Genomic DNA, 24,967 nt, shown 5'->3' with positions numbered 1-24,967 from the left:
GCTTCGTCGTCCGGGACGCCGCGCTGGGAGGCTCCGGAGCTCCCGCGCGGCTTCCCTGCTTCCTGTTCCGGCCTGCTGAGCCCGGGATCCGGGTCAGCCGCGGGTGGCGAGGGAGCGGAGGAAGAACGCGAGGTTGGCGGGACGTTCTGCCAGGCGGCGCATGAAGTAGCCGTACCACTCGTCGCCGTAAGCGGTGTAGACGCGGACCGTGCCGCCTTCGGCGGCGAGACGGCGCTGCTCGTCCGGGCGGATGCCGTAGAGCATCTGGTACTCGAAGTCCTCTGCCGTGCGGCCGTTGCGAGACGCCAGCTCCCCGGCGATGGTGACCATGCGCGGGTCGTGCGTGGCGACCATCGGGTAGCCTGCGCCCGCCATCAGCACCTTCAGACACCGCACGTAGGACCGGTCCACTTCGGACTTCTGCTGGTAGGCCACCGATTCCGGCTCCGCGTAGGCGCCCTTGCACAGCCGGATGCGCGAGCCGGTTGTGGCCAGGTCCCGGCAGTCCTGCTCGGTGCGTCGCAGGTATGCCTGCAGCACCGCGCCCACCCAGGGGAAGTCGACCCGCAGGTCGCGCAGGATGCCCAGGGTCGAGTCGGTGGTGGTGTGGTCCTCCATGTCCAGCGTGACCGTGGTGCCCGCCGCGCTCGCGGCCTCGCAGATCAGCCGGGCGTTGTCCAGCGCGACCTTCTCGCCGTCGTCGGGCAGGAACTGCCCCACCGCGGAGAGCTTCACCGACACCTCGGCCCGCTCGGCCAGGCCCTGGTCGGCCAGCACGCCGAGCACCCGCCGGTAGTCCCGCACGGTGGTGTCGGCCTGGCTCAGGTCGAGGGTGTCCTCACCGAGCCGGTCGAGCGTCACGTGCAGGCCGTGCTCGCTCAGCTCCCGGGTCGCGCGCACGGCGTCCTCGGCTGTCGTGCCCGGCACGAAGCGTCGCACCACGGGCTTGGTCAACGGGTTGGCCTCCACGAGCCGCCGCACCGACGGCGAGCGGCCAGCGGTCAGCAATGCACTCCGCAACACCGGAATCTCCCCACGCTCAGAATGATCCACCGAAGTCGGGGCGCCCGGTCCTCCCGGGCGCCCCTGGTCACGCTCAACCCATGTGGGGGTAGGTGTGGTCGGTCGGTGCGTTCCAGGTCTCCTTGATGGCCCGAGGGCTGGTCCACCGCTGGATGTTGAACAGCGAACCGGCCTTGTCGTTGGTGCCCGAGCCGCGGCTGCCGCCGAAGGGCTGGCGGGAGACGATGGATCCGGTCGGCTTGTCGTTGACGTAGAAGTTGCCGGCCGCGCCGCGCAGCTTGCGGTGGGCCTCGTCGATCGCGGAGCGGTCGGTGGCGAACACCGCGCCGGTCAGCGCGTACGGGCTGGAGGAGTCCACGACGTCGAGCATCGAGGAGTACTGCGCGTCCTCGTAGACGTGGACGGCGATGATCGGCCCGAAGTACTCGGTGGTGAACACCTCGTCGGACGGGTCGGTGCCGACCAGCACGGTCGGTTCGACGAAGTAACCCACCGAGTCGTCGTAGCCGCCGCCGGCCAGGACCTCGATCGAGTCGGTGGCCTCGGCGCGGTCGAGCGCGGCCTTGTGCTTGGCGAACGCCCGGGCGTCGATGACCGCGCCCCCGAAGTGCGAGAAGTCGGTGACGTCGCCGAAGCGGATGGTGCGGGCCAGGTCGGCGAGCTCGTCGCGGAGACCGCCTTCCCAGAGGGAGCGCGGCACGTAGGCGCGGGACGCCGCCGAGCACTTCTGGCCCTGGTACTCGAAGGCGCCGCGAGCGAAGGCGGTGGCCAGCGGGGCGGGGTCGGCCGAGGGGTGCACGACGATGAAGTCCTTGCCGCCGGTCTCACCCACGATGCGCGGGTAGCTGCGGTAGGAGTCGAGGTTGTCGGCGATCGTGCGCCACAGCTTCTTGAACGTGGCCGTGGACCCGGTGAAGTGCAGGCCGGCGAAGCCCGGGTCGGTCAGCGCGGCCTCGCTGACGGCCTGGCCGTCGCCGGTGACCAGGTTGATCACGCCCGGGGGCAGCCCGGCGGCTTCGAGCAGCCGCATCGTGAAGTGCGCGGCGAACTGCTGCGACGGGGTCGGCTTCCACACGACGGTGTTGCCCATCAGCGCGGGCGCGGTGGGCAGGTTGCCGGCGATGGCGGTGAAGTTGAACGGGGTGATCGCGGTGACGAACCCGTCCAGCGGCCGGTAGTCCATCCGGTTCCACTCGCCGGGGACCGAGCGGGGCTGCTCGGCCATGATGTGCCGCGCGAAGTGCACGTTGAACCGAAGGAAGTCGATGAACTCGCAGGCAGCGTCGATCTCGGACTGCTGCACCGACTTGGACTGGCCGAGGATGGTGGCGGCGTTGATGGTGTCCCGCCACGGCCCGGCCAGCAGGTCGGCTGCGCGGAGGATGACCGCGGCCCGCTCGTCGAACGAGGTCGCGGCCCAGTCGGCGGCGGCGCCCTTGGCGGCGGACACCGCGTCGGCGACGTCGGCGTGGGTGGCCTGCGCTGCGGTGCCGAGCACGTGCTGGTGGTCGTGCGGCTGCACCACGTCGAAGCGGTCGCCGCCGGCCATGCGCTGCGTCCCGCCGATGGTCTGGGTGAGCTCCACGCGGTCGGACTCCAGCTCGGCAACGCGCTTCTGCAGCGACTCACGTTCCGGCGATCCGGGCGCGTAGCCCTTGACCGGTTCGTTGTAGGGCACCGGTACCGAGGTGATCGCGTCCATGCCTGTTCGCCTCCTTGAGACGCCGAAGAGTGTGTTGATGGGGAGATTAAGGTGTGGCTCCTGCCTGGAGCTTGTGCAGTTGGCTATCGTTGGAGGTCTCGGTTTGTTGGGTCGGACATATGGCGCGTGATGTCGAGTCGGTCGGCGTGACCGGTGTGGGGGTGCCGCTGCGGCAGCTGCTGACCGCGGTCGGCGATCCCCTGGTGGACGTGCTCGCCGCGCCGCGAGGCCTGGACGTCGACGTGCGCGACGTGGTCATTGTCGACCCGGAGGAGGAGTCCGGCAGCGGTCGCGACGGCGACTTCGTGCTGGTCATCGGCGCACGGGGCCGAGCAGCGGCGCCGCTGGTGCGCGCCGCGGCGCGCGACGGCGCACCCGCGGTGGCGGTCAAGGTCGGCTCCGAGGTGGAAGCGCGGGCGTTGCGCGAGACCGCGATGGCGGGCGGCATCGCGCTGCTGGGCGTGCGTCCGGAGGTCCGCTGGGAACGGCTGGAGGCCTACGCGCACAACGCGATCGACAACGCCCGGCTGACCAGCGACGCCGATGCCGGCGAGGCGCTGGGCGACCTGTTCTCGCTGGCCCAGACGGTCGCGGCGATGACCGACGGCATCGTCAGCGTCGAGGACACGGCGAGCCGCGTGCTGGCCTACTCGCGCTCCGACGACGAGGTCGACGAGCTCCGGCGACTGTCCATCCTGGGGCGCCAAGGCCCCGAGCAGTACCTGGCGATGCTGCGGGAGTGGGGGGTCTACCAGCGGCTCCGCGCCGGTGAGGACGTGGTGCGCATCGACGAGCGGCCGGAGCTGGGCATCCGGCGGCGGATGGCGGTGGGCATCCACGCAGGTAGTCAACCGCTGGGGTCGATCTGGGTGCAGGAGGGGCGCAGGCCGCTGTCGGAGCGCTCCGAGCGCGCCCTGCTGGGTGCCGCCCGGCTGGCCGCGCTGCAGCTGATCCGCCAGCGCTCGGAGGCCACCGCTGGGCCGCGATTGCGGGAGAACCTGCTCTCCGGGCTGCTGGAGGGCCGCGTCGACGCGCGGTCGGTGGCCGACAACATCGGAGCGGACGCGGACCGGCCTGCCGTGGTCGCGGTGTTCTCGCTGCGGCCGGCGGGCAGCGTGGACCGCTCGGAGCTGGAGCTGCAGCGCGCAGAGATGACCGGGCTGATCTCGGTGCACGCCTCCGCCTACCGGCGCAGCGCGCTGGTCACCACCCTCGCGTCCCGGGTGTACGTGCTGCTGCCGGAGCTGCCGGAACGCTCCGCCGCCCAGGCGGCGCTGTCGCTGACGCGCGAGATCGTCGCCGCCGCCAAGCAGCACCTGACCTCGCGCGTCCAGGCAGGCGTGGGCTCGGCCGTGCCGACCCTCGACGAGGTGGCCGAATCCCGGGCGGAGGCCGACCGGGTGCTGGACGCGCTGGGGCACGACATCGACGCCGAGGTCGCGACGATCTCCGACGTCCGGGCCCAGGTGGTGATCAGCGAGATCCTCACCTTGCTGCAGGACAACGAGCGCTACCGCGACGCGCGCCTGACCGCGCTGCACGACCACGACGTCGAGCACTCGGCGGACCTGGCGCGGAGCCTGCTGGCCTACCTGGACCACTTCGGCGACGTGAAGACCGCCAGCTCAGCGCTGCACGTGCACCCCAACACGCTGCGCTACCGGGTTCGCCGTGCCACCGACCTCACCGGCATCGACCTCGGCGACCCGACCGAACGCCTCAACACCCACCTGCAGCTGCTGCTCACCAGGAGGGCCCGGCACCGCTGAACCCTCAGAGCTTGCGGAGGCGGACCCGGTTGATGGAGTGGTCGATGTCCTTGCGCAGCACCAGGGTCGCGCGGGGCCGCGTGGGCAGGATGTTGTCGACGAGGTTGGGCTCGTTGATGGTGTGCCAGAGGTGGTCGGCCTCGGCACGCGCCTCCGCGTCGGAGAGCTCGGCGAAGTGGTGGAAGTGCGATTCCGGGTCGGCGAAGGCCGTGCTGCGCAGCGCCAGGAACCGGTCGGTGTACCAGCGGGCGATGTGCTCGGTGCGGGCGTCGACGTAGACGGAGAAGTCGAACAGGTCCGAGACCGTGAGGCTCGGACCGGGCTGCAGCACGTTGAGGCCCTCGACGATGAGGATGTCGGGCTGGCGCACCACGTGCCGCTCACCCGGCACGATGTCGTAGGCGACGTGCGAGTACACCGGCGCCGAGACCTCGGGAGCGCCGGACTTGACCTCGGTGACGAAGCGCAGCAGCGCGCGCCGGTCGTAGCTCTCCGGGAAGCCTTTGCGGTGCATCAGGCCGCGCCGCACCAGCTCCGCCTTCGGGTGGAGGAACCCGTCGGTGGTCACCAGGTCCACGCGCGGGTGGTTGGGCCAGCGGGCCAGCAGGGTGCGCAGGATGCGCGCGGTGGTGGACTTGCCGACCGCGACGCTGCCGGCGAGCCCGATGACGAAGGGAACCTTGGTCCCGTGGGTGTTCTCCCCGAGGAACGTGGTGGTGCTCTCGTGCAGCTGCTGCCTGGCCGCGACCTGCAGGCTGATCAGCCGCGACAGCGGCAGGTAGACGTCGGCGACCTCGTCGAGGTCGACCGGCTCACCGAGCCCGCGCAGTGCGACCAGCTCGTCTTCGGTCAGCGGGAGGGGGAGCGAATCGCGCAGTTCGCGCCATTGCGCGCGGTTCAACTCCACGTACGGGCTCAGTTCGCGAACGCGCGTCACAAGCACCCCTCAGCTTCGAGGCCCGGTCGTACTCCGGCGGCACCGGAAAGGCCCGGTGACGCCGGGGAGAACAGTAAGCGTCCGACACGGCTCGACGCTGTGATCCAGTCCACGCTATGACGCAGGAGACACGACTCAACCGATCAACACCGGACCGGCGCAACGCGCGCCGGTCCGGTGCAGGCGGTCAGTTGTTCAACTTCGACTTGCGGTAGCCGTAGGCGAGGTAGAACGCCAGGCCGACGACGAACCACACCGCGAACCGCATCCAGGTCAACGGCTCGAGGAAGGTCACCAGCCAGAGCGAGAAACCGATCCCGATCAGCGGCACCACCGGCATGCCCGGCGTCTTGAACTCGCGAGGCAGGTCGGGCCGCTTGTAGCGGAGCACGATCACCGCGGCGCACACGACGACGAAGGCCAGCAAGATGCCGATGTTGGTCAGCTCGGCGGCCTCGCCGATCGGGAACAGACCGGCGATGAGGGCCGAGGCGATGCCGATCAGCCAGGTGAAGCGGGTCGGCACCTTGCGCACCGGGTGGGTCTTGCCGAACCACGCGGGCAGCAGCCCGTCGCGGCTCATCGAGAAGCCGACGCGTGTCACGCCGAGCATGAAGGTGAACATCACCGTGAGGACGCCCAGGATCGCGCCGACCGAGATGATCGCGCCCAGCATCGGCAGCCCGACATCGGCGAAGGCCGAGGCGAACGCGCTCTCGGACTTGATCTGGTCGAACGGGATCATGCCGGTCAGCACCAGGCAGGCCAGCACGTACAGCACCATGGCGATCGCCAGGGAGTACAGGATGGCCTTGGGCATGTGCTTCTGCGCTTCCTTGGACTCCTCGGCGGCGGTGCTCATCGCGTCGTAGCCGAACACGGCGAAGAACACCGTCGCGGCGCCGGTGATCGCGCCGCTCGCGCCGAAGGGGAAGAAGGGCGAGTAGTTGCCGGTGTTGACGTAGAACGCGCCGACGCCGATGACCAGCAGCACCACGGCGACCTTGAGGTAGACCAGGAAGGTCTCGAACCGCGCGGCGCTCTTCATGCCCAGGTTGAGCATGAACGCGATGAACAGGCACAGCGCCATGGCGAACAGGTTGACCTTGTAGCTGCCTGGCGGGAGGCCCGCGTCCTCGGTGCCCGGGGCCCCGAGCATCCACAACGGCAGGTCGATGCCGGCGTAGCTGAGGAGCTCGTTGAAGTAGCCCGAGATGCTGATCGCGACCACCGCCACGATCGCGGTGTACTCCAGCAGCAGGTCCCAGCCGATCAGCCAGCCGACGACCTCGCCGAGCACGGCGTAGCCGTAGGTGTAGGCCGAACCCGCCTTGGGGATCATCCCGGCGAACTCGGCGTAGGAGAAGGCGGCGGCCGCGCTGGCGATGCCGGCGATGAGGAACGAGAGCAGCACGGCGGGCCCGGCTTTCTCGTTGGCGACCGCGCCGGCGAGCGAGAAGATCCCCGCGCCGATGATGCCGCCGACGCCGATGGCGGTGAGCTGCCACAGGCCCAGCGATCTGCTCAGGCCGGTCTCTTCGCAGTCCGCGCTGATGGTCTCGATGGGCTTGCGGCGAAAGATTCCCCGCCCGGGTTTCAGGCCAGGTGATGACACGTCGACTCCATTGTTCGAATCACAGGTTGCGGCGAAACGTACGCCGACTGGTCGAGTGTCGCGCTGTGCTCCTCGACGACAGTTGCGGTCTTGTCTTGTGCGACAGCACAAACAGGGAGGCTCTTGTTCTGGTGGTGCGGCCCCCGAGCGGGTGCGCGGACTCACCACCGGAAGTCGCTCCCATCCTCGTGGAGGAGCGACTGGGAAGCCCGATCGGGAGGCGGCGCACGATCGACTTCGCTGCGCTCCGCCGGGTGGTTGACCCGGGGCTGCACCCCATCGAGTTCCTGAGCTGGCTCGCGGGGATCGCCTCCTTCCTCGTGCTCGTTCTGGCTCGAAGCACGAACCGTCGTGGGCGCGTCGGAGAGCTGCAGCAAGATCGGGAGCCGAGCAGGAGGAGTGCGCTCCTGCGCGAGGCCAGGTGGGGGAGTCCGCGACGTGCTTCGCGGGTTTCCCGGTCCCGGCCGCGGCGTTGCTCGGGCGCGCCGTGAGCGCAGGGTGCGCGTGGTCGGCTGGGTCGTGCTGCACGTTGCTTCCTGCGCTCGCCTCCAGCTTCCTCCCAGGTCCGCTGGACCAGCCCTCCACGCTCTCCGCGGCGGGCGCGCGACGCGCCGTCGCCATCCCGTCGCGTCGGACGCTGCTCGGTCGCTGTGCTCCCCGGTGACTGAGGGTCCTGTTCCTGGTTCGTCCGACGCAGGAGCGGGAACGCTCTCGCCGGTGGGCGCTGCGCACGGGTGGGGCCCTCCGGTCGATCACCGCTGATCGCGATCTCGGTGCCGGTGCGGGCCGTGACTGGGAGGGCGTCCGATCGTTAGTGTTCTCACCCGGAGCGTCGAAGTGTCGGTCCCAGAGGAAAGTGGGAGAGCGATGTCCAGTTATCGCACCGTCGTCGTGGGTACGGACGGCTCCGCGCCTTCGCTGCGCGCGGTCGGCCGGGCCGCCGAGGTCGCCAGCGCCTCGTCGGCACGGCTGGTGATCGTCTGCGCCTACTTCCCGACCGACCCGAAGGAGCTGGAGCGCGCGGCCGACGAGCTCGGCGACGAGGCCTTCCAGGTCATGGGGTCGGCTCCGGCCAACGACACGGTGCAGACCGCCTCGGACACCGCTCGCCAGGCCGGTGCTGCGGAGGTCGAGACCGCCGTCTCGGTGGGTGAGCCGATCTCGGTGCTGCTGGAAGCGGCCGAGAAGCACAGCGCCGACCTGCTGGTGGTCGGCAGCCGCGGGCTCAACACCCTCAAGGGGCGCATCCTCGGCTCGGTGCCCTCCGAAGTGTCCCGCCGAGCTGATTGCGACGTGCTCGTTGTCCGAACATCGCGATGAACGGATCCGGCGGATCGAGGAGATCCTCCTCGGTTCGCCGCCCCACTACACCAAGGACGAGGTAGCCGACGCCGCCGGTGTGCCGTTGGAGCGGGCCGAGCAGCTGTGGCAGGCGATGGGCTTCGCCCACGTCGAGTCCGACGAGGTGCTCTTCACCGACGCCGACGTCGCGGCCCTGCGCGCCCTGGTGTCGTTGGTGTCGGCCGACGTCATCCCCGATGAGCTGGAGTCGGCGGTGGCCCGGTCGCTGGCCCAGACGATGTCGCGGCTCGCCGAGTGGCAGACCGGCCTGTTCAAGTCGTTGCTGGGGGAGAAGTTCGCCGACGACGTCGACACCACCTCGGAGGTGGCGGCGGCGATCGTGCCGGTCATGGAGAAGATGCAGGACTACGTGTGGCGCCGGCACCTGGCCGCCACCGTCTCCCGCGAGCTCGACGAGCGCGATCCCGGCATCGACGAGCGGGTGCAGGTCGTGGGCTTCGCCGACCTGGTCGGTTACACGCGGCTGATCCGCGACTTCACCGAGCTGGAGCTGACCCGGCTGATCGACGGCTTCGAGTCGCTGGCCGGTGGTGTGGTGGCGCAGAACCGCGGCCGAGTCATCAAGACCGTGGGCGACGAGGTGCTGTTCGTGGCGGACAGCCCTGAGGAGGGCGCGGAGATCGCGCTGACCCTCAACGAGGAGATCGCCAAGAACGACCTGCTGCCACCGCTGCGGATCGGGCTGGCGCGGGGACCGGTGCTGGCGCGCTTCGGTGACGTCTACGGCTCCACGGTGAACATCGCCAGCCGCCTGACCTCGGTGGCCCGGCCGGCCTCGGTGCTCATCGACCGCGACCTGGCGGGAGCGCTGCGCGGGCACGAGGACTACAAGCTCATCTCGGTGGGGCCGACGAAGGTGCAGAGCTTCCGCGGCTTGCGGGCGTGGGCGTTGAAGCGGCGCTGACCACCGCGGTGATCCGCCCGACGTGAAGCGCGTTCGGGTTCCGGGACTACTCCGTTCACGTCAAATGTGATCGACGTATCGCTGAACTTGCATGCGTCATGCAAGTTCAGGCGAACGCACGACTCCAGTGGCTTCCACCTGCGGTTTTGTGATCACTGAAGATCATCGGACCTGCTCTTCCCGCTGGCTTTTGGGCTGTTCGTCGGCTTGCGGGCCCCGTCCCGGCTCTGGGTGAAGGGGGTGCTTGGTCCCGGTTCCGGGATTACGGTCGAGGTATGGCGGATCGGGTAACGCCGATGTTCGGCGAGCATTCCGACGACGTGGCCGAACTGGTCGCGCAGTACGCACAACTGCCGGCCGGAGCACCTGTCCGGCTCGCCAAACCCACCTCGAACCTGTTCCGGTTCCGCGAGCCGTCCGAATCGCCCGGACTGGACGTCGGGCGGTTCACCAAGGTCTTCGACATCGACGCCGACGCCGGGACCGCGCAGGTCCAAGGCATGGCAACCTACGAGCAGATCGTGGACGCGCTGCTGCCCACCGGGCACGTCCCGAAGGTGGTGCCGCAGCTGAAGACCATCACGCTCGGCGGTGCGGTGGCCGGGTTGGGCATCGAGTCGACGTCCTACCGCAACGGGTTGCCGCACGAGTCGGTGCGCGAGATGGAGGTCCTCACCGGAGACGGCTCGGTGGTGGTGGCCCGGCCCGACAACGAGCACGCCGAGCTGTACCGGGGCTTCCCGAACTCCTACGGCACGCTGGGGTACGCGCTGCGCTTGGAGATCGAGCTGGAGCGGGTCACGCCCTTCGTGAAGCTCCGCCACGTCCTGTTCGCCACCGCTGAAGAGTGCGCCGACGCCATCACCCGGATCTGCGCGGACGGTGAGTTCGAAGGCCAGCGGGTCGATTTCATCGACGGCACGGTGTTCAGCCCGACCGAGCACCACCTCACCCTCGGGTCCTACGTGGACACCGCGCCGTTCACGAGCGACTACACCGGCCGGCAGGTCTACTACCGCTCGCTGCAGCGGCGCCGCGTCGATTACCTGACCACCCGGGACTACCTGTGGCGCTGGGACACCGACTGGTTCTGGTGCTCGCGCGCCATCGGCGTGCAGCACCCGCTGGTCCGCCGGTTCTGGCCCGCGCGCCACAAGCGCTCCGACGTCTACCGTCGGATCGTGGCCTGGGACCGGCGGCACTCGGTGACCGACCGGCTTTCGGTGCTGCGGGGCAAGGGCCTCAACGAACCGGTGATCCAGGACGTGGAGATCCCGGTCGACCGGTTGCCGGAGTTCCTGGAGTTCTTCCACCGCGAGATCGGCATTACGCCGATCTGGCTCTGCCCGGTCCGGTTGCGCGACGAGACGGGCTGGTCGCTGTACCCGATGGACCCGAAGACGCTCTACGTCAACGTCGGTTTCTGGGCGACCGTGCCGTTGCACCCGGGCGAGGCGCCGGGCAGGCACAACCGCGCGATCGAGCGCGTGGTCACCGAACTCGACGGGCACAAGTCGCTGTACTCCGACTCCTACTTCGAGGAGGACGAGTTCTGGCGGTTGTACAACCGACCCGCCTACCAGCGGCTGAAGGACAGCTACGACCCGAAGGGCCGGTTGCCGGGGCTGTACGAGAAGTGCGTGCGCGAGCGCTGACTCGCGGGGGAACGACACACCAACTGGAGAGGAGACCCTCTGATGGGATGGGCAGGGGTGTTCGAGCGGATTCTCGGCGGCGATCTGTCGGTGGAGATCCGCGCTTTCGACGGCAGCCGGGCCGGCGCCGCCGGAGCCGACGTGTGCGTGGAAGTCCGCTCGCCGCTGGCGTTGTCGCACCTGGCCACCGCGCCCGGTGAGCTGGGGCTCGCCCGCGCCTACGTCAGCGGAGCGCTGGAGGTGCACGGTGACATGTACACCGCGCTCGCGGCGTTCCCGGCCGTGGCGCTCAACGACATCCCACCGGAACTGCGCCGCGAACTGGCCTTCAAGCTCGCCGGCTACCGCTTCTGGTGGCCGGTGCGGGTGCCGGAGGTCGAACACCGCTCGCGCGGCTGGCGGCACTCCAAGCGCCGCGACAGCCAGTCGATCTCCTACCACTACGACGTCTCGAACCGCTTCTACGAGCACGTCCTCGGCCCGTCGATGACCTACACCTGCGCGGTCTACCCCGACCAGGACGCCACCCTGGAGCAGGCGCAGTTCACCAAGCACGACCTGGTCGCCCGCAAGCTCGGCCTGGAGGAGGGCCAGCGGCTGCTCGACGTCGGGTGCGGCTGGGGCGGCATGGTCATGCACGCCGCCGAGCACTACGGCGTGCGCGCCCTGGGCGTGACGCTGTCGCGACAGCAGGCGCAGTGGGCGCAGAAGGCCATCGCCGAGCGCGGCCTGGCCGACCTCGCCGAGGTCCGCCACGTGGACTACCGCGACGTGCGCGAGACCGGGTTCGACGCGGTGAGCTCCATCGGGCTCACCGAGCACATCGGGATCAACAACCTGCCGCGCTACTTCTCGTTCCTTCAGGACAAGCTGGTTCCCGGCGGTCGACTGCTCAACCACTGCATCACCCGCCCGCACGGTCACCAGAAGGTGCGCCCGGGCAAGTTCATCGGCCGCTACGTCTTCCCCGACGGCGAGCTCGAACCGGTCGGCACCTTGGTGTCGGCGATGAACGACAACGGTTTCGAGGTGCGCCACGAGGAGAACCTGCGCGAGCACTACGCGATGACGCTCGCCCACTGGTGCGAGAACCTCGACCGCGACTGGTCGAAGGCGGTCGCCGAGGCCGGCCTGGAGCGGGCCCGCGTGTGGCGGCTCTACATGGCGGCCTGCCGGCTGGGCTTCGAGCGCAACACCGTGCAGCTGCACCAGGTGCTGGGCGTCAAGCTCGACGGCACCGACGCCCGGATGCCGCTGCGCCCGGCGTTCTGACCGATGAGTTCCGCCGCCTGAGCTGGTCTACCCCTCCGACCCGGTCGTCCGGACGGAGGGAGTGGACCCGTGTACGAGTTCAGCCAGAAGATCACCCCGAACCTGTGGTTCGACAACCAGGCCGAGGAAGCCGCGAAGTACTACTGCTCGATCTTCCCGGATTCCCGCATCGTGCACGTCCATCACCACGGCGAGGCCGGCCCGGGCGAGCCCGGCACGGTGCTCGTGGTCCAGTTCGAGCTGTGCGGGCAGCAGTTCGTCGGCCTCAACGGAGGACCGCAGTTCACCTTCACCGAGGCGGTGTCGCTCGAGATCACCTGCGAGTCGCAGGAGGAGGTCGACCGGCTCTGGGCGCAGCTCGGCGAGGGCGGCGAGCACGGCCCGTGCGGGTGGCTCAAGGACCGCTACGGCCTGTCCTGGCAGGTGACCCCGCGCCGGCTGCTGGAGCTGCTCACCGAGTCCGAACCCGCGGCGTCCGACCGCGTCATGAAGGCGATGATGGGCATGGGCAAGCTCGACATCGCCGAGCTCGAAGCCGCCGCGCGGGGGTGAGGACGCCTCCGCGCGGTCCGCGCCTGGGGCCTCACCCACGCCCCGCCAGGTCGTCGAGCGTCAGCGGCGGGACGAGGTCCGAGGCCCAGGACCGGACCCAGTAGTTCCCGGTCTCGCGGAGTTCGCGGCGGGTCGTGAAGCGGTAGCGGTAGAGGTCGGCCTTGACCAGCTTCGGCGGTGCGTCGGGGAAGGGGTTGTGCCGCAGCAGCGCCAGCACCTGAGGCTCGTTGCGGAGCAGGGCGCGCAGGAACCTCGGCAGCCAAGTGCTGCCGTAGGAGGGGTTGATGGCGACGAACCACATCAGCCAGTCCAGCCGCAGGTGGTACGGCGCGACCTGGGGCGGGCGGCGCGCGGGATCGCCGGGCTTGACCTTGAACTCGTACTCCCGCCACGGTCCGTCCGGGTCGTTCGCGCCCTGCACCACGACCTCGTAGCGGACGCGCGTGATGCTGCCGAACGCGCCGTAGGTGTTGCCCAGGTGCAGCCGGTTGAAGCTGCGGTTCATCACCTGGCTCTTGCCCAGCATGTTGCGCACCGGCCAGTAGGCCAGCACCACGAAGAGCGCCGTCACCGCCAGCACCAGCACCGCGAACCAGCCCGGCGGGTCGGGCAGCGTCACCGGCGAGGTGCTGATCGCGGCGAACGCCAAGGTGGTGGTCAGCAGGTTCAGCCACGCGAAGTTGCCGCTGAGCATCAGCCACAGCTGGGTGGCGATGATGATCAACGCGGCGACCGTCGCCACCGGCTGCGGGAAGAACAGCAGGAACGGCACGACGAGCTGGGTGCCGTGGTTGGCCACCACCTCCACCTTGTGCAGCGGACGCGGCAGCCAGTGGAAGAAGCGGCTCAGCGGTCCGGGCACCGGCTGGGTCTCGTGGTGGTAGTGCAGCGCGGTGAGGTCCCGCCAGCAGCTGTCACCGCGCAGCTTGATCAGACCCGCGCCGAACTCCACCCGGAACAACAGCCAGCACAGCAGCCACACGACCACTACGGGCGGGGCGACGTGCGCCGGGCCCAGGAAGATCACCAGGAAACCCGTCTCGAGCAGCAACGATTCCCAGCCGAACCCGTACCAGACCTGGCCGACGTTGACGATCGACGAGTACAGCACCCACAACAGCGCCCACAGCAGCAGCCACGCCCACACCGGCGCCAGGTCGGCGACCTGAGCCAGCAGGCTCACCACGACGCCGGCCCAGCCCACACCCGCCAGCCAGCGGTCCGAGCTGCGGAAGTGGAACAGGCTCGGTGCGCGCCGGAACGGCACCCGCTCGACGAAGCGGGCGACCGGGGTCAAGCCGTCCGAGCCGAGCAGACCGGGGAACTGGCGCAGGAAGCTCACGAAGCCGATCAGGTAGACGAGGGCGACCAGGTGGGTGACCGCGAAGCGCGCCCCCTGGTACTCAGGTGCGCTCAGCCAGTGCCACATCGCCGGACCTCCTTCCGCGCCGCTTCCCCGAGCCTGCCGCCGACGGGAACGAGGGCTGGTCAGGGCGTTGAGGGTGCTCCTGCCCCCGTGCGGGTCCGGGGGACGAGCGCGGTGCCGCGCGCACCCCATTGTGGCGAAGCAGGCCGGAACGTCCGCCGGTAGGCGGTGGGGGTGAGGCCTGTCAGCGCGGCGAGGTGGTTGCGCAGGTTGGTGGCCGTCCCGAGCCCGCTCCGGTGCGCGACCTGCTCGACGGTGAGGTTGGTCCGCTCGAGGAGCCGGCGAGCGTGCTCGACGCGCACGGTCGTCAACCACTGGAGGGGTGTGCAGCCCAGCTCGCTGCGGAAGCGCCGGTGCAGGGTCGCCGTCCCCATCGCCGCCCGGGAGGCGATGTCCGAGACCGAGATCGGTTCGGTCGCGTGCTCTTCGGCCCACACGAGCGCCTCGGCGAGCGAACTCCCCGCTTCCCCGGGGAGGGGGCGTTCGATGAACTGCTGCTGGCCACCGGGGCGGTGCCCGGGGAACACAAGACGACGTGCGACGGCCGCACCGATCTCGGCGCCGTGGTCGCGGCGCACGACGTGCAGCGCGAGGTCGAGGGCGGCCGCGCTGCCGGCCGACGTGAGGATGTCGCCGTCGTCGACGAAGAGGACGGCGTCGTCGACGCGCACGCGCGGGTACCGGGCGCGGAACTCGTCAGCCCACTGCCAGTGCACCGTGACGCGACGCCCGTCCAGCACGCCTGCTTCGGCGAGGGTGAACGCTCCGCTGCACGTGCCGATCAGGCGCGCGCCGCGGTCGTGGGCCCGTGCGATCGCGTCGAGCACCTCGGGGTGGTGGGGTGCGGCCGTGTCGGGCCGGTTGGGAACGATCACCGTGCCGGCGTGCTCCAGAGCGGACAGGGGCGCGATGCCGGTCATGCTGAAGAAGCCCTGCCGCATCGGAACCCTCGACCGCTGCGCGCACACCTGGAAGTCGTAGAGGAGCCCACCCACCTCAGGGCGGTCGATGGCGAGCACCTCGGTCAGGCACGCCAGTTCGAACGGGTTGGAGCCCTCGTCGACCAGGGCCCGGACGACGTGCCACTGCGAGGATCCTTTCGACATGCCTCATTCCTCGCACTGTCGGACGGCAGGATCAAGGCGTTGGATCGGGTCATGACGAAGCCGAGCGCGAACATCGACACCGTCCTGGGTTCCTTCCAGGAGCGTTGGAGCCCGCGGATCCTCACCCAGGTCAACGACTGGGACGTCCGCCTGGCCAAGCTGGAGGGCACGTTCGTGTGGCACTCCCACCCCGACACCGACGAGTTGTTCATCGTGCTCGACGGCACCCTCGACATCCACCTGCGCGAGTCCGGGACCGAGACCGCGGTGCACCTCCGGCGCCACGACGTCTTCGTCGTCCCCCGCGGGACCGAGCACTGCCCGGAGTCACCGCAGGGCGCCACGGTGATGCTGTTCGAACCCACCGGCACGCTCAGCACGGGTGACCACGAGGGCGAGATCCCGGACCACATCACCTCGACCACCGGGCTCCCCGCCTGAAGCCCTTCGGGATGAGCGGTGCGGGCGGCACGCCCTGAGCAGGGTTCCAGGTGTGGTCGGCGGCGCTCCCACCTCGGACAACTAGAATCCACCTGCTGCGATCGTGTGGGAGGCGGGGCTGTGCTGGACGAGGTGGTGGAGCTGCTGGCCTGCCCGCACTGCGGTGGTGAGCTGGGGCGCAGCGGGAACTCGCTGCGCTGCTCGGCGAACCACGTGTTCGACTTCGCGCGACAGGGGTACGTCAGCCTGCTACCCGGGCGCAGCAAGGCCCTCGGGGACACCGCGGAGATGGTCGCCGCCCGCGCGGCGTTCTTGGAGGCAGGGCACTACGACCCGATCGCCGAGGCCGTCGCCGCAGCCGTGACCACCGACGGACCGGTGGTCGACATCGGTGCTGGGACCGGCTACTACCTCACCCGGGCTCTGGGCGACCGGATCGGCGTGGCCCTGGACGTCTCCAAGTACGCCTGCCGCCGTGCGGCCAAGGCCCACCCGCGGGTGGGGGCCGCCGTGGCCGACGCGTGGCAGGCGTTGCCGATCCGCACCGGCGCGGCGGCCTCGGTCCTCAACGTCTTCGCGCCCCGCAACGCTCCGGAGATGCGCAGGGTCCTGAGTCCCGGAGGGGAACTCGTCGTGGTGATCCCCAACGCCGACCACCTGGCCGGCCTGGTCGACCACCTCGGGCTGCTCCACGTCGACGACTCCAAACCGGAACGCCTCGCCGAGCAGCTCGCGGACCACTTCACCGAGGAGACCCGGCGAGCGGTCGAGTTCCCCCTCACGCTCACGCCTGCGGAGGCCGAGGCGGCGGTGGCGATGGGGCCCAGCGCCTGGCACACCAGCCCGGAAGCCCTCTCGGCCAAGGTCCGCGCACTCCCGGCCCCCGTCGAGGCTCGGGCTTCGACCACCCTGCTGCGCTACCGCCCCCGCTGAACGCCACCGCGTCGAGCGGCGTGGGCGGACGTCCCGCGCGAGGTGCCGGTCCTCGCGCGGGAGCGTCACCGGGTGCTCAGTTCGGGGTGTGGGTCTTCTGCGGGATGTTCCAGGGGTTCTCGTCCCGGAGGGCCGGCGGCAGCAGGGCGGCCGGGACGTTCTGGTAGGTCACCGGGCGGAGGAAGCGGTCGAGGGCCGCCGTGCCCACCGAGGTGAAGCGGGCGTCCGTGGTGGCCGGGTACGGCCCGCCGTGCTGCATGGCGGGGGAGACGGCGACGCCGGTGGGCCAGCCGTTGAACAGCACACGACCGGCGCGTTCCCGCAGGCGGGGCAGCAGGGTGGCGACGAAGTCGGTGTCGGAGTCCTCGGAGTGGACGGTCGCGGTGAGGTTGCCCTCGAACGCCTCCGCGGCGCGGCGGGCCTCGTCCTCCGAGGAGTAGGTGACCACGATGGACAGCGGGCCGAAGACCTCCTCCAGCAGCGAGTCCTGGTGCGCGAGAAGCGTGTCCACGTCGGTGGTCAGCAGCGTGGGCGTCGCGCCGTCGGTGCTGGCGGAGTCGTCGGCCGCACCGTCGGCGAGCACCCGCACGCCCGGCACCTCGGTGACCGCCGCGCGACGGCCGCAGTAGCCCTGGTGCAGCCGGTCGTTGAGCAGCTGGTGCGCCGACACCGCCGCCGACTCCTCGGCCAGCGTCTGCTCGAGTCCGTGGTCGGCGGGCAGGAACAGCAGCCCCGGCTTGGTGCACAGCTGACCGGCGTTGCCCGAGTAGGAGGTCACGTAGCCCTGGGCGATGTCGGCACCGCGCGCGGCGACCGCGCCGGGCGTGACGAACACGGGGTTGAGGCTGCCCAGCTCGCCGAAGAACGGGATCGGCTTCGGCCGCGAGTTGGCGATGTCGAACAGCGCCCGCCCGGCCGGGACCGATCCGGTGAACGCGGCGGCCTTGATCCGCTCGTCGCGCAGCGCCTCGGTGCCGATCTCGAAGCCGAGCACGACCTCGAAGGTCCCCTCCGGAGCGCCCGCCGAGCGCAGCGCCTCGGCGACGACCTCACCGGTGCGGACCGACAGCTCGGGGTGGCCGGGGTGGCCCTTGAGCACCACCGGGCATCCGGCGGCCAGCGCGGCGGCCGTGTCACCGCCGGCGACGGAGAAGGCGAAGGGGAAGTTGCTGGCGGCGAACACCAGCACCGGGCCGACCGGCAGCAGCATCCGCCGCAGGTCCGGCTTCGGGCCCAGCGCGAAGTCCGGGTCCGCCTGGTCGAAGGTGACGTGCAGGTGCTCGCCGGACTCGATGGTGTCGGCGAACAGGCGCAGCTGGAAGGTGGTCCGCTTGAGCTCGCCGGTCAGGCGGCCCTCGGAGAGGTGCGATTCGCTGATCGCCAGCGGGATCAGGTCACCGGCAGCCGCGTCCAGCGCGTCGGCGACCGCCCGCAGCTGGCGGGCGCGCTCGGCCGGGGCCTGCTCGCCGAAGGGTTCGGCGGCCTCGGCGGCCCGCTGCAGCGCGGCGTCGAGTTCTGCTCGGGTGGTGTCCGGGATCTGCGTCGCGGTCAACGTCCCATCCTTTGCGCGGTCGAAAGAAGTCCGGGACCACCGTAGTACGTCGAACGGTCGACGCGCCGCACCGTGTTCGACATGACGCATGTGGTTCGAGATCACGGACCGGTGCGGTCGCACGCCCGGGCCACGGCGAACAGCGCCGCCTGCTCGGGTCTGGTGAGGTCGCAGCCGGTGAGCTCGGCGATCCGGCGCAGCCGGTTGAGCACGGTGTTGCGGTGGCAGTACAGCTCACCCGCCACCGCGCCGGCCGAGCCGGTGCGCAGGTAGGCCCTCGCCGTCTCCAGCAACCGCGCGCGCTCGCCCGCGCCGATGCCGCGCATCGCGCCGAACACCTCCGCGGCCAGCGCGCCGCCCGGCTCGCCCAGCCGCCCCGCCACCACCGAGGACCAGGCGTCGGTCAACCCCCGCGGACCGTACTCGGCCACCCCGGTCGCGGCGAGCTCGGCAGCGATCCGCACCGCCCGCGGTACGCCCCCGAGGGTGCGCGCGACCGGCGCGAGCCCGCACGGCACGTGCTGCAGCCAGCGCGCGGGCACGGCGGTGACGCCGGTGGGCAGCTGCGCGATGAGCACCGGACGCCGGTCGACGTCCTGCAGGTGCACCGCGATGCCCCGGGCGGAGAGCTCGTCGACGGCGTCGCGCAGCGGCCGGGTCGCCGACAGCGGCGCGGCGGCCACCGCGAAGTCGGCCTCGGCGGAGACGTCGAGCGCGGTGGCGACCTGGGCGACCACCTGCGGGTCGCGCGCGTCGGTGGCCAGCAACCGCGCCACCAGCTGGGCCCGCTCGTGCTCCTGCTCGCGGGCCACCACCGCCGCTTCGGCCAGGTAGGCCAGGTGGATGCGGGTGGTGTGGTGGTCGACCGCGGCCCACACCCTCGAGGCGCTGCGCACCAGCGACGCCATCTCCTCCTCGGACACCCGGCGGGTGAAGGCGTCCCAGAGCACCCGGAAGTCGAAGCGCACCGCGTGCAGCAGCACCTCCAGCGGCACGCCGGCCTGCGCCCGGCTGCGCCCGATCCGCTCGCACAGGTCGGCCAGCCGGTCGGGCACCGTCAGGCCGCCGACCAACCGCAGCAGCAGCTCCATGCTGCCTTCGGCGTGGTCGCGCAGCTCTGGCCACGGCACCGCGTCGCTGGCGTAGGGCTCCATCGAGCGCAGCTCCGCGAGGAACACCGCGACCAGCTCGTCGAGGTCGTCCAGGCAGGAGCGCACCAGCCTGCGCAACGGGCCGTCGGCTGTGACCGGCGTGTGAAGCGAAGTGTGCATCTGCCCAATCTAGGACGATCAGATGGCGTGGATCCATCATTGTGCTGGGCCGGTGACCAGAGGACCGTGCTCTCATGCACTTGACGCCTCGTGAGCAGGAGCGGCTGACCCTGTTCAGCGCCGCGGAGCTGGCCCGTCGCCGGCTCGCGCGCGGCGCGCTGCTGGGCGTGCCCGACGCGGTGGCCTACGTGTGCGACGAGATCTGCGAGCTGGCGTGGGACGGCGTCGACATCGACGAGGTCGTGCGCCGCGCGGGCGAGCTGCTGCGCCCCGACCAGGTGCAGCCGGGGGTGCCCGACGCGGTCCCCGCCATCCAGGTCGAAGCCCTGTTCCCGCACGGCAGTTCGCTGGTCCACGTGTCGCACCCGTTCGGCCCGCCCGGGCCGGACGCGCCCGGGGCGGTGCGCGCCGCCGACGGCGAGGTCGAGCTGGCCGTCGGCCGCGAGCACCGGACCGCTCAGCTGGAGAACACCGGCGCGCGTCCGGTGTGGATCTCCTCGCACTTCCCGCTGGACCAGCTCAACCCCGCGGTGCGCAGCGACGTCGAGCTCACCGGGTTCCGGCTGGCGATCCCCGCGGGCATGGCGGTGCGCTTGGAAGCCGGGGAGTGCCGGGAAGTCGAGGTCGTGGCGATGGGAGGCAGCCGATGACCAGCTTGTCGCGCGAGCGCTACGCGGCGCTGTACGGACCGACCACGGGCGACCTGGTGCGGCTGGCCGACACCGACCTGTGGGTGCGCGTCGAGGACGACGACTCCGAGCCGGGCGAGGAACTGCTCGGCGGGTGCGCCAAGACCACCCGCGACGGGTTGCTGGTCGCGCCGAAGGCGGGTCGGGACAGCGCGCTGGACATGGTGATCCTCGGTGTCCTGCTGCTGGACCCGGTGCTGGGCGTGCGCAAGACCAACATCGGGATCAAGGACGGTCGCATCGCCGGGGTCGGGCGCGCGGGCAACCCGCAGGCCATGGACGACGTGGAGCTCGTCGTCGACTCGCACACGGCGATGATCACCGGGGAGGGTCTCATCGCCACGCCCGGCGTGGTCGACTCGCACGTGCACCTGTCCAGCCCCGAGGTCGTGCCCGCAGCTCTCGCGGCCGGGGTGACCTCGCTGGTCGGCATGGGCATGGGCGGGGTGTGGGACGTCGGTGCGAACCCGGCCTACAACCTGCACTCGATGATCGCGGCCTGGCGGGACGTGCCGATCAACGTCGCCTTCCTGGCGCGCGGGTCGTCCTCGTCGAACGACCTGCTCGAGCGCGCGGTGCTCTCCGGCGCGGGCGGCTTCAAGATCCACGAGGACTGGGGCGCGACCCCGCACATCGTGGACACCTGCCTGGGCGTGGCGGACCAGGCCGACCTGCCGGTCGCCCTGCACACCGACACGCTCAACGAATCCGGTTTCCTCGCCGACACGGTGGACGCCACCCGGGGCCGCACGGTGCACGCCTACCACGTCGAAGGCGGCGGCGGGCATCCCGACCTGCTCGAGGTCGTGGGCCACCCGCACGTGCTGACCTCCTCGACGACCCCGACGCTGCCGCTGACGCCGGCCACGGTGCCGGAGCTGTTCCCGATGACCATGACCGTCCACAGAGGACATTCCATGGTGGACAGCGACCGCGGCATCGCGGGCAGCCGGGTGCGGGAACACGGCATCGCCGCGGAGAACGCGCTGCACGACTCCGGTGCGATCAGCATCGTCAACTCCGACTCGATGGGCATGGGCCGCATCGCCGAAACCGCCCGCCGCACCTGGCAGCTCGCGCACGTCCAGGCCGCGCTCGCCGGGCAGACCGGTCCGGAGCACGCCGACAACGAGCGGGTGCTGCGCTACCTCGCCAAGATCACCCTCAACCCCGCGATCGCGCACGGCATGGCCCACGAGGTCGGTTCGCTGCTGCCGGGCCGGCTCGCCGACATCGCGCTGTGGCAACCCGCTTGGTTCGGCGCCCAGCCCGACCTCGTGATCAAGTCCGGGTTCGTCGCCTGGGGCGCCAGCGGGTCCGGGTCCGGCTCCACCCGGCTCACCCAACCGAGGGTCATGCGTCCTTTCTTCGGCGGACTCGGGGCCGCTCCCCGCAGGCTGTCCACTGTGTTCGTCGCCGATGCCGCCGACCGAGCGCGCCTGCCCAGCGGCCCGCACTACGCCTCCGTCCGCGAAAGCAGGCGTCTGACCAGGGCCGACATGGTCCGCAACACCGCGACCCCGCGCGTGGAGGTGCCGCGCGAACCGGGGCCGGTGTCGGTCGACGGGGTGGAGGTCGACGTGCACCGAGCTGCCACGCTGCCGCTCACCCGGATGCACCACCTGGCCTGAGGAAGGGAACGAAGTGCTGGACCTGCTGCTGCGCGACGTCCGCGCGCTGACCATGAACCCCGACCACCCCACCGCGCACGCGATCGGCGTGCTCGGCGGCTGCGTCGTCGGGGTGGACGAGGAGATCGCCGACCTGCCCGCGCGCCGGGTGGTCGACGGTGGCGGCGCGGTCGTGACGCCCGGTTTCGCCGACTCCCACAACCACATGGTCTGGTACGGGCTGTCGCTGGCCGAGCTCGACCTGTCCCGCTGCCAGAGCTCCCAGGAGCTCTACGACCTGGTCGCGGCAGAAGCGGCGAAACTGCCCTCGGACGGCTGGGTGATCGGCTCCGGTTACGACGACTTCGTCATCGGCGGCCACCCGGAACTCGCGGAGCTCGAGCGGGCGGGCGGAGGCAGGCCGGTGTGGCTCAAGCACCGCTCGGCGCACATGTGCGTGGCCAGCAGCGCGATCCTCGACAAGGCAGGCGTTCTCGACGGGTCCGCCCGCGTCCCCGAAGGCGGCGTCGTCGAGCGAGACGACGCCGGTGCCCCGACCGGTCTGCTCGCCGAGCAGGCGCAGCAGCTGGTCGACGCGCTGGTCAAGCCCTACCCCGTGGAGGAGTTGGCCGCCGCCATCTCCCGCGCGGCGAAGCGCTACGCGGCCGAAGGCCTCACGCACGTCACCGAAGCGGGCGTCGGCGGGGGCTGGATCGGGCACAGCCCGGCCGAGGTCGCCGCCTACCAGCTCGCCCGGCAGCGCGGCGACCTGCCGCTGCGCGTCGAGCTGATGCCCGCCACCGAGGTGCTGCACCAGGTCGGGCCGGACTCCTTCGGCCTCGACCTGGGACTGCGCAGCGGTTTCGGGGACGAGTTCCTGCGCATCGGGCCGATGAAGATCTTCACCGACGGCGCGCTGTCCAGCCGCACCGCCGCGGTCACTGAGCCCTTCCACGGCCACGGCGGGCGCGGCGTGCTCGGCGACGACCCCGACGTGCTGCGCGAGCGGATCCTCACCGCGCACCGCGGTGGGTGGCGGATCGCCGCGCACGCCATCGGCGACCGCGCCATCGACCTGACGCTGGAGGCCTTCGAGGCCGCGCAGCGGGAGCTGCCACGACCGCACGCGCGCCACCGCATCGAGCACTCGGCCATGGTGCGGCCCGACCAGCTCGACAGGATGGCCGCGTTGGGCGTCATCCCGGTGCCGCAGTCGCGGTTCCTGCACGAGATCGGCGACACCATGATCGAGGCGGTCGGCGAGGAACGGGAACCCTGGCTGTACCGGCACAAGTCGTTCCTCGACGCCGGACTGGTGGTGCCCGGCAGTTCCGACCGGCCGTGCGTGTCCAACGGCGCGCCGCTGCTGGGGATGCGCGCGATGGTGGACCGCACCACCAAGGCCGGTCGGGTGCTCAGCCCCGACGAGCGGGTCGACGCCACCGAAGCCTTGCGCGCCTACACCACCCACGCGGCGTGGGCAGCGGGCCAGGAGGACCACCGCGGCCGCATCGCCGCAGGCATGGTCGCCGACCTCGTGCTGCTCGACGCCGACCCGACCACCGTCCCCACCTCGGCGATCGGTGACATCGACGTGCGCGCCACGTTCGTCGCCGGCCGCGCCGTGCACGGCGCGGAGGAGTTCGCCGGGGTTCCCACCTGATCCGGCACACCAGGGAGGCTCCGTGACCGAGACAGCGAGCACCGCTCGCATCGAACCCGCAGAGGCGCGCAAGGTCGCGTTCGCCGCGTTCGTCGGTACCGCGCTGGAGTGGTACGACTACTTCCTCTACGGCACCGCCGCGTCGATCGTGTTCGACCGGCTGTACTTCGCGACCGAGGACCCGGCGGTGGCCACGCTGGCCGCTTTCGCCTCGTTCGCGGTCGGTTTCGTGGCCAGGCCGCTCGGCGGGGTGGTCTTCGGCCACCTCGGCGACCGCATCGGGCGCAGGCGCTGCCTGCTCATCACGGTCACCCTGATCAGCGTCGTCACGGGCGTCATCGGTCTGCTGCCGGACTTCGTGACGATCGGCCTGGCCGCACCGCTGCTGCTGACCGCGCTGCGCGTGCTGCAGGGCGTCGCGGTCGGCGGTGAGTGGGGCGGGGCGGTCACCCTCGCCGTGGAGCACGCGCCTCCGGAGCAACGCGGGCGTTTCGCGGCGCTGCCGCAGATCGGTTCCCCGGTCGGCACCCTGCTGTCGTCAGGCGGGTTCTACCTGGTGGCGATGCTGCCCGACGAGTCGTTCGACTCGTGGGGCTGGCGGCTGCCGTTCCTGGCGGCGTTCCCGCTGCTGGGCGTGGCGCTGTGGCTGCGGCGCAGGGTCGGTGAGTCCCCGGTGTTCGAGCAGGTGCTGGCCGAGCACGACCGCGCTTCGGTCCCCGCGGTGGAGCTGTTCCGCACCGCGTGGCGGCAGGTGCTGATCGGCGTCGCGGCGTCGCTGATCGGCATCGGCGGGTTCTACCTGCTGACCACCTTCGTGATCAGCTACGGCTCCGGGCAGCTGGGTCTGCCGAAGTCGTTGATGCTGGCCGCGACACTGGTCGCGGCGGCGGTCGAAGTGCTCACGTTGATCTTCGGCGGCCGGCTCGCCGACCGGTTCAGCCCCGGCAAGGTCTGCCTGTGGGGTGGTGTCCTCTCGGCGGCGATGGCGTTCCCGGTGTTCTGGATGATCGACACGCGCAACCCGGTGCTGGTGATCATCGCGGTGACCCTCGGCATCAACTGCCTGTCGATCCCGTACGCGGTCTCGGGTTCCCTGCTGGCGAGCCTGTTCCCGGTGCACCTGCGCTACAGCGGCGTGGCCATCTCGTCCAACCTCAGCGGCATGATCAGCGGTTTCGTCCCGCTGATCGCCAGCGCGCTGCTCATCGCCAGCGGCCAGGAGTCCTGGTCGACGGCGGCCCTGCTGCTCGTCCTCGCGCTCATCACCGCGGCAGGCGGCCTCTTCGGCCACCGAGCCGCCCGAACCCCCACCGCGGAGGTGCTGACCTGACCGACCCGGCCACCGGTCACCGCCTGTTGCTACCCCCTCGACGGCGGTGATCGGGTCCCGGCCCGGCGCGAGGCTCCCCGAGCACCCTCTCGAGGACGCCCGCCGGGCCGGGAGGGACGGGGTGCCCCGGTGGTCGGCTGTCGACCACCGGGGCA

At 70.9% G+C, this 24,967-nt stretch carries 20 protein-coding genes; 12 read left to right on the top strand and 8 right to left on the bottom strand.

Annotation, left to right across the window (positions count from 1 at the left end; all coding sequences use genetic code 11):
• Positions 1-93: 93 nt before the first annotated feature.
• The gene (locus EIL87_RS08500; RefSeq protein WP_125089614.1) at positions 94-1,023 is read right to left on the bottom strand and encodes a proline dehydrogenase family protein; all 930 of its coding nucleotides are present in this window, start codon (positions 1,021-1,023) and stop codon (positions 94-96) included.
• A 73-nt stretch (positions 1,024-1,096) separates the two neighbouring features.
• Entirely contained in the window at positions 1,097-2,725 is a 1,629-nt protein-coding gene (pruA, locus tag EIL87_RS08495; RefSeq protein WP_125089613.1) for an L-glutamate gamma-semialdehyde dehydrogenase, read from the bottom strand.
• A gap of 119 nt (positions 2,726-2,844) precedes the next feature.
• On the opposite strand from pruA, the gene EIL87_RS08490 reads away from it, so the two are divergent.
• The gene (locus tag EIL87_RS08490) at positions 2,845-4,494 is read left to right on the top strand and encodes a PucR family transcriptional regulator (RefSeq protein ID WP_125089612.1); all 1,650 of its coding nucleotides are present in this window, start codon (positions 2,845-2,847) and stop codon (positions 4,492-4,494) included.
• A gap of 4 nt (positions 4,495-4,498) precedes the next feature.
• Here EIL87_RS08490 and coaA read toward each other — a convergent pair whose 3' ends face one another.
• Together coaA and EIL87_RS08480 are read right to left on the bottom strand one after the other, a co-directional pair.
• Positions 4,499-5,431, bottom strand: coding sequence for a type I pantothenate kinase (gene coaA, locus EIL87_RS08485; RefSeq protein WP_125089611.1), 933 nt, complete (start codon positions 5,429-5,431; stop codon positions 4,499-4,501).
• Between the two features lie 187 nt (positions 5,432-5,618).
• Positions 5,619-7,046, bottom strand: a complete 1,428-nt coding sequence (locus EIL87_RS08480; protein WP_125089610.1) for an amino acid permease — start codon at positions 7,044-7,046, stop codon at positions 5,619-5,621.
• Positions 7,047-7,913: 867 nt separating this feature from the next.
• On the opposite strand from EIL87_RS08480, the gene EIL87_RS08475 reads away from it, so the two are divergent.
• The 5 genes from EIL87_RS08475 to EIL87_RS08455 all read left to right on the top strand — a co-directional run bounded on the left by EIL87_RS08475 (position 7,914) and on the right by EIL87_RS08455 (position 12,791).
• The gene (locus EIL87_RS08475; RefSeq protein ID WP_125089609.1) at positions 7,914-8,366 is read left to right on the top strand and encodes a universal stress protein; all 453 of its coding nucleotides are present in this window, start codon (positions 7,914-7,916) and stop codon (positions 8,364-8,366) included.
• Positions 8,347-9,312 carry an adenylate/guanylate cyclase domain-containing protein gene (locus EIL87_RS08470; RefSeq protein WP_233576102.1) on the top strand — a complete coding sequence of 322 codons (966 nt, stop codon included), beginning with the start codon at positions 8,347-8,349 and terminating at the stop codon, positions 9,310-9,312. Before EIL87_RS08475 ends, EIL87_RS08470 begins: the two co-directional genes overlap by 20 nt.
• 275 nt (positions 9,313-9,587) lie before the next feature.
• A complete protein-coding gene (locus EIL87_RS08465) occupies positions 9,588-10,967 on the top strand; it encodes an FAD-binding oxidoreductase (RefSeq protein ID WP_125089608.1) in 1,380 nt (459 codons plus the stop codon).
• Between the two features lie 42 nt (positions 10,968-11,009).
• Positions 11,010-12,239: an SAM-dependent methyltransferase gene (locus EIL87_RS08460; protein WP_125089607.1), complete on the top strand. Its 1,230-nt coding sequence runs from the start codon at positions 11,010-11,012 to the stop codon at positions 12,237-12,239.
• Between the two features lie 69 nt (positions 12,240-12,308).
• Positions 12,309-12,791: a VOC family protein gene (locus EIL87_RS08455; protein ID WP_125089606.1), complete on the top strand. Its 483-nt coding sequence runs from the start codon at positions 12,309-12,311 to the stop codon at positions 12,789-12,791.
• 31 nt (positions 12,792-12,822) lie between these two features.
• On the opposite strand, the gene EIL87_RS08450 is transcribed toward EIL87_RS08455, so the two are convergent.
• On the bottom strand, positions 12,823-14,220 hold the full coding sequence (locus tag EIL87_RS08450; protein WP_125089605.1) for a lipase maturation factor family protein: 1,398 nt from the start codon (positions 14,218-14,220) through the stop codon (positions 12,823-12,825).
• A 59-nt stretch (positions 14,221-14,279) separates the two neighbouring features.
• Complete coding sequence (locus tag EIL87_RS08445; protein ID WP_125089604.1) at positions 14,280-15,323, bottom strand: GlxA family transcriptional regulator; 1,044 nt, start codon at positions 15,321-15,323, stop codon at positions 14,280-14,282.
• Positions 15,324-15,374: 51 nt separating this feature from the next.
• On the opposite strand from EIL87_RS08445, the gene EIL87_RS08440 reads away from it, so the two are divergent.
• Together EIL87_RS08440 and EIL87_RS08435 are read left to right on the top strand one after the other, a co-directional pair.
• Positions 15,375-15,764 (top strand): cupin domain-containing protein, encoded by a 390-nt coding sequence (locus EIL87_RS08440; protein WP_125089603.1) that lies wholly within the window; start codon positions 15,375-15,377, stop codon positions 15,762-15,764.
• A gap of 120 nt (positions 15,765-15,884) precedes the next feature.
• The gene (locus EIL87_RS08435; RefSeq protein ID WP_125089602.1) at positions 15,885-16,697 is read left to right on the top strand and encodes a putative RNA methyltransferase; all 813 of its coding nucleotides are present in this window, start codon (positions 15,885-15,887) and stop codon (positions 16,695-16,697) included.
• 76 nt (positions 16,698-16,773) lie between these two features.
• Here EIL87_RS08435 and EIL87_RS08430 read toward each other — a convergent pair whose 3' ends face one another.
• Positions 16,774-18,249, bottom strand: coding sequence for an aldehyde dehydrogenase (NADP(+)) (locus tag EIL87_RS08430; protein ID WP_125089601.1), 1,476 nt, complete (start codon positions 18,247-18,249; stop codon positions 16,774-16,776).
• Between the two features lie 101 nt (positions 18,250-18,350).
• Positions 18,351-19,520: a PucR family transcriptional regulator gene (locus EIL87_RS08425; RefSeq protein WP_125089600.1), complete on the bottom strand. Its 1,170-nt coding sequence runs from the start codon at positions 19,518-19,520 to the stop codon at positions 18,351-18,353.
• Positions 19,521-19,594: 74 nt separating this feature from the next.
• Between EIL87_RS08425 and ureA the strand changes: the two genes are divergently transcribed.
• From ureA to EIL87_RS08405, 4 genes are read left to right on the top strand one after another with little or no spacing between them, the layout of a single operon-like run.
• A complete protein-coding gene (gene ureA, locus EIL87_RS08420; protein ID WP_125089599.1) occupies positions 19,595-20,170 on the top strand; it encodes an urease subunit gamma in 576 nt (191 codons plus the stop codon).
• A complete protein-coding gene (locus EIL87_RS08415; protein ID WP_125089598.1) occupies positions 20,167-21,840 on the top strand; it encodes an urease subunit alpha in 1,674 nt (557 codons plus the stop codon). The genes ureA and EIL87_RS08415 overlap by 4 nt, the downstream gene beginning before the upstream one ends.
• Positions 21,841-21,853: 13 nt before the next feature.
• Positions 21,854-23,482, top strand: coding sequence for an amidohydrolase (locus tag EIL87_RS08410; RefSeq protein ID WP_125089597.1), 1,629 nt, complete (start codon positions 21,854-21,856; stop codon positions 23,480-23,482).
• A 22-nt stretch (positions 23,483-23,504) separates the two neighbouring features.
• Positions 23,505-24,812 (top strand): MFS transporter, encoded by a 1,308-nt coding sequence (locus EIL87_RS08405; protein ID WP_125089596.1) that lies wholly within the window; start codon positions 23,505-23,507, stop codon positions 24,810-24,812.
• Positions 24,813-24,967: the final 155 nt, after the last annotated feature.

Origin of the sequence: Saccharopolyspora rhizosphaerae (assembly GCF_003931915.1) — a bacterium.
GTDB lineage: Bacteria > Actinomycetota > Actinomycetes > Mycobacteriales > Pseudonocardiaceae > Saccharopolyspora > Saccharopolyspora rhizosphaerae.
Note: the sequence above shows the minus strand (reverse complement) of the source record. Positions and strands in the feature narration are given on the sequence as shown.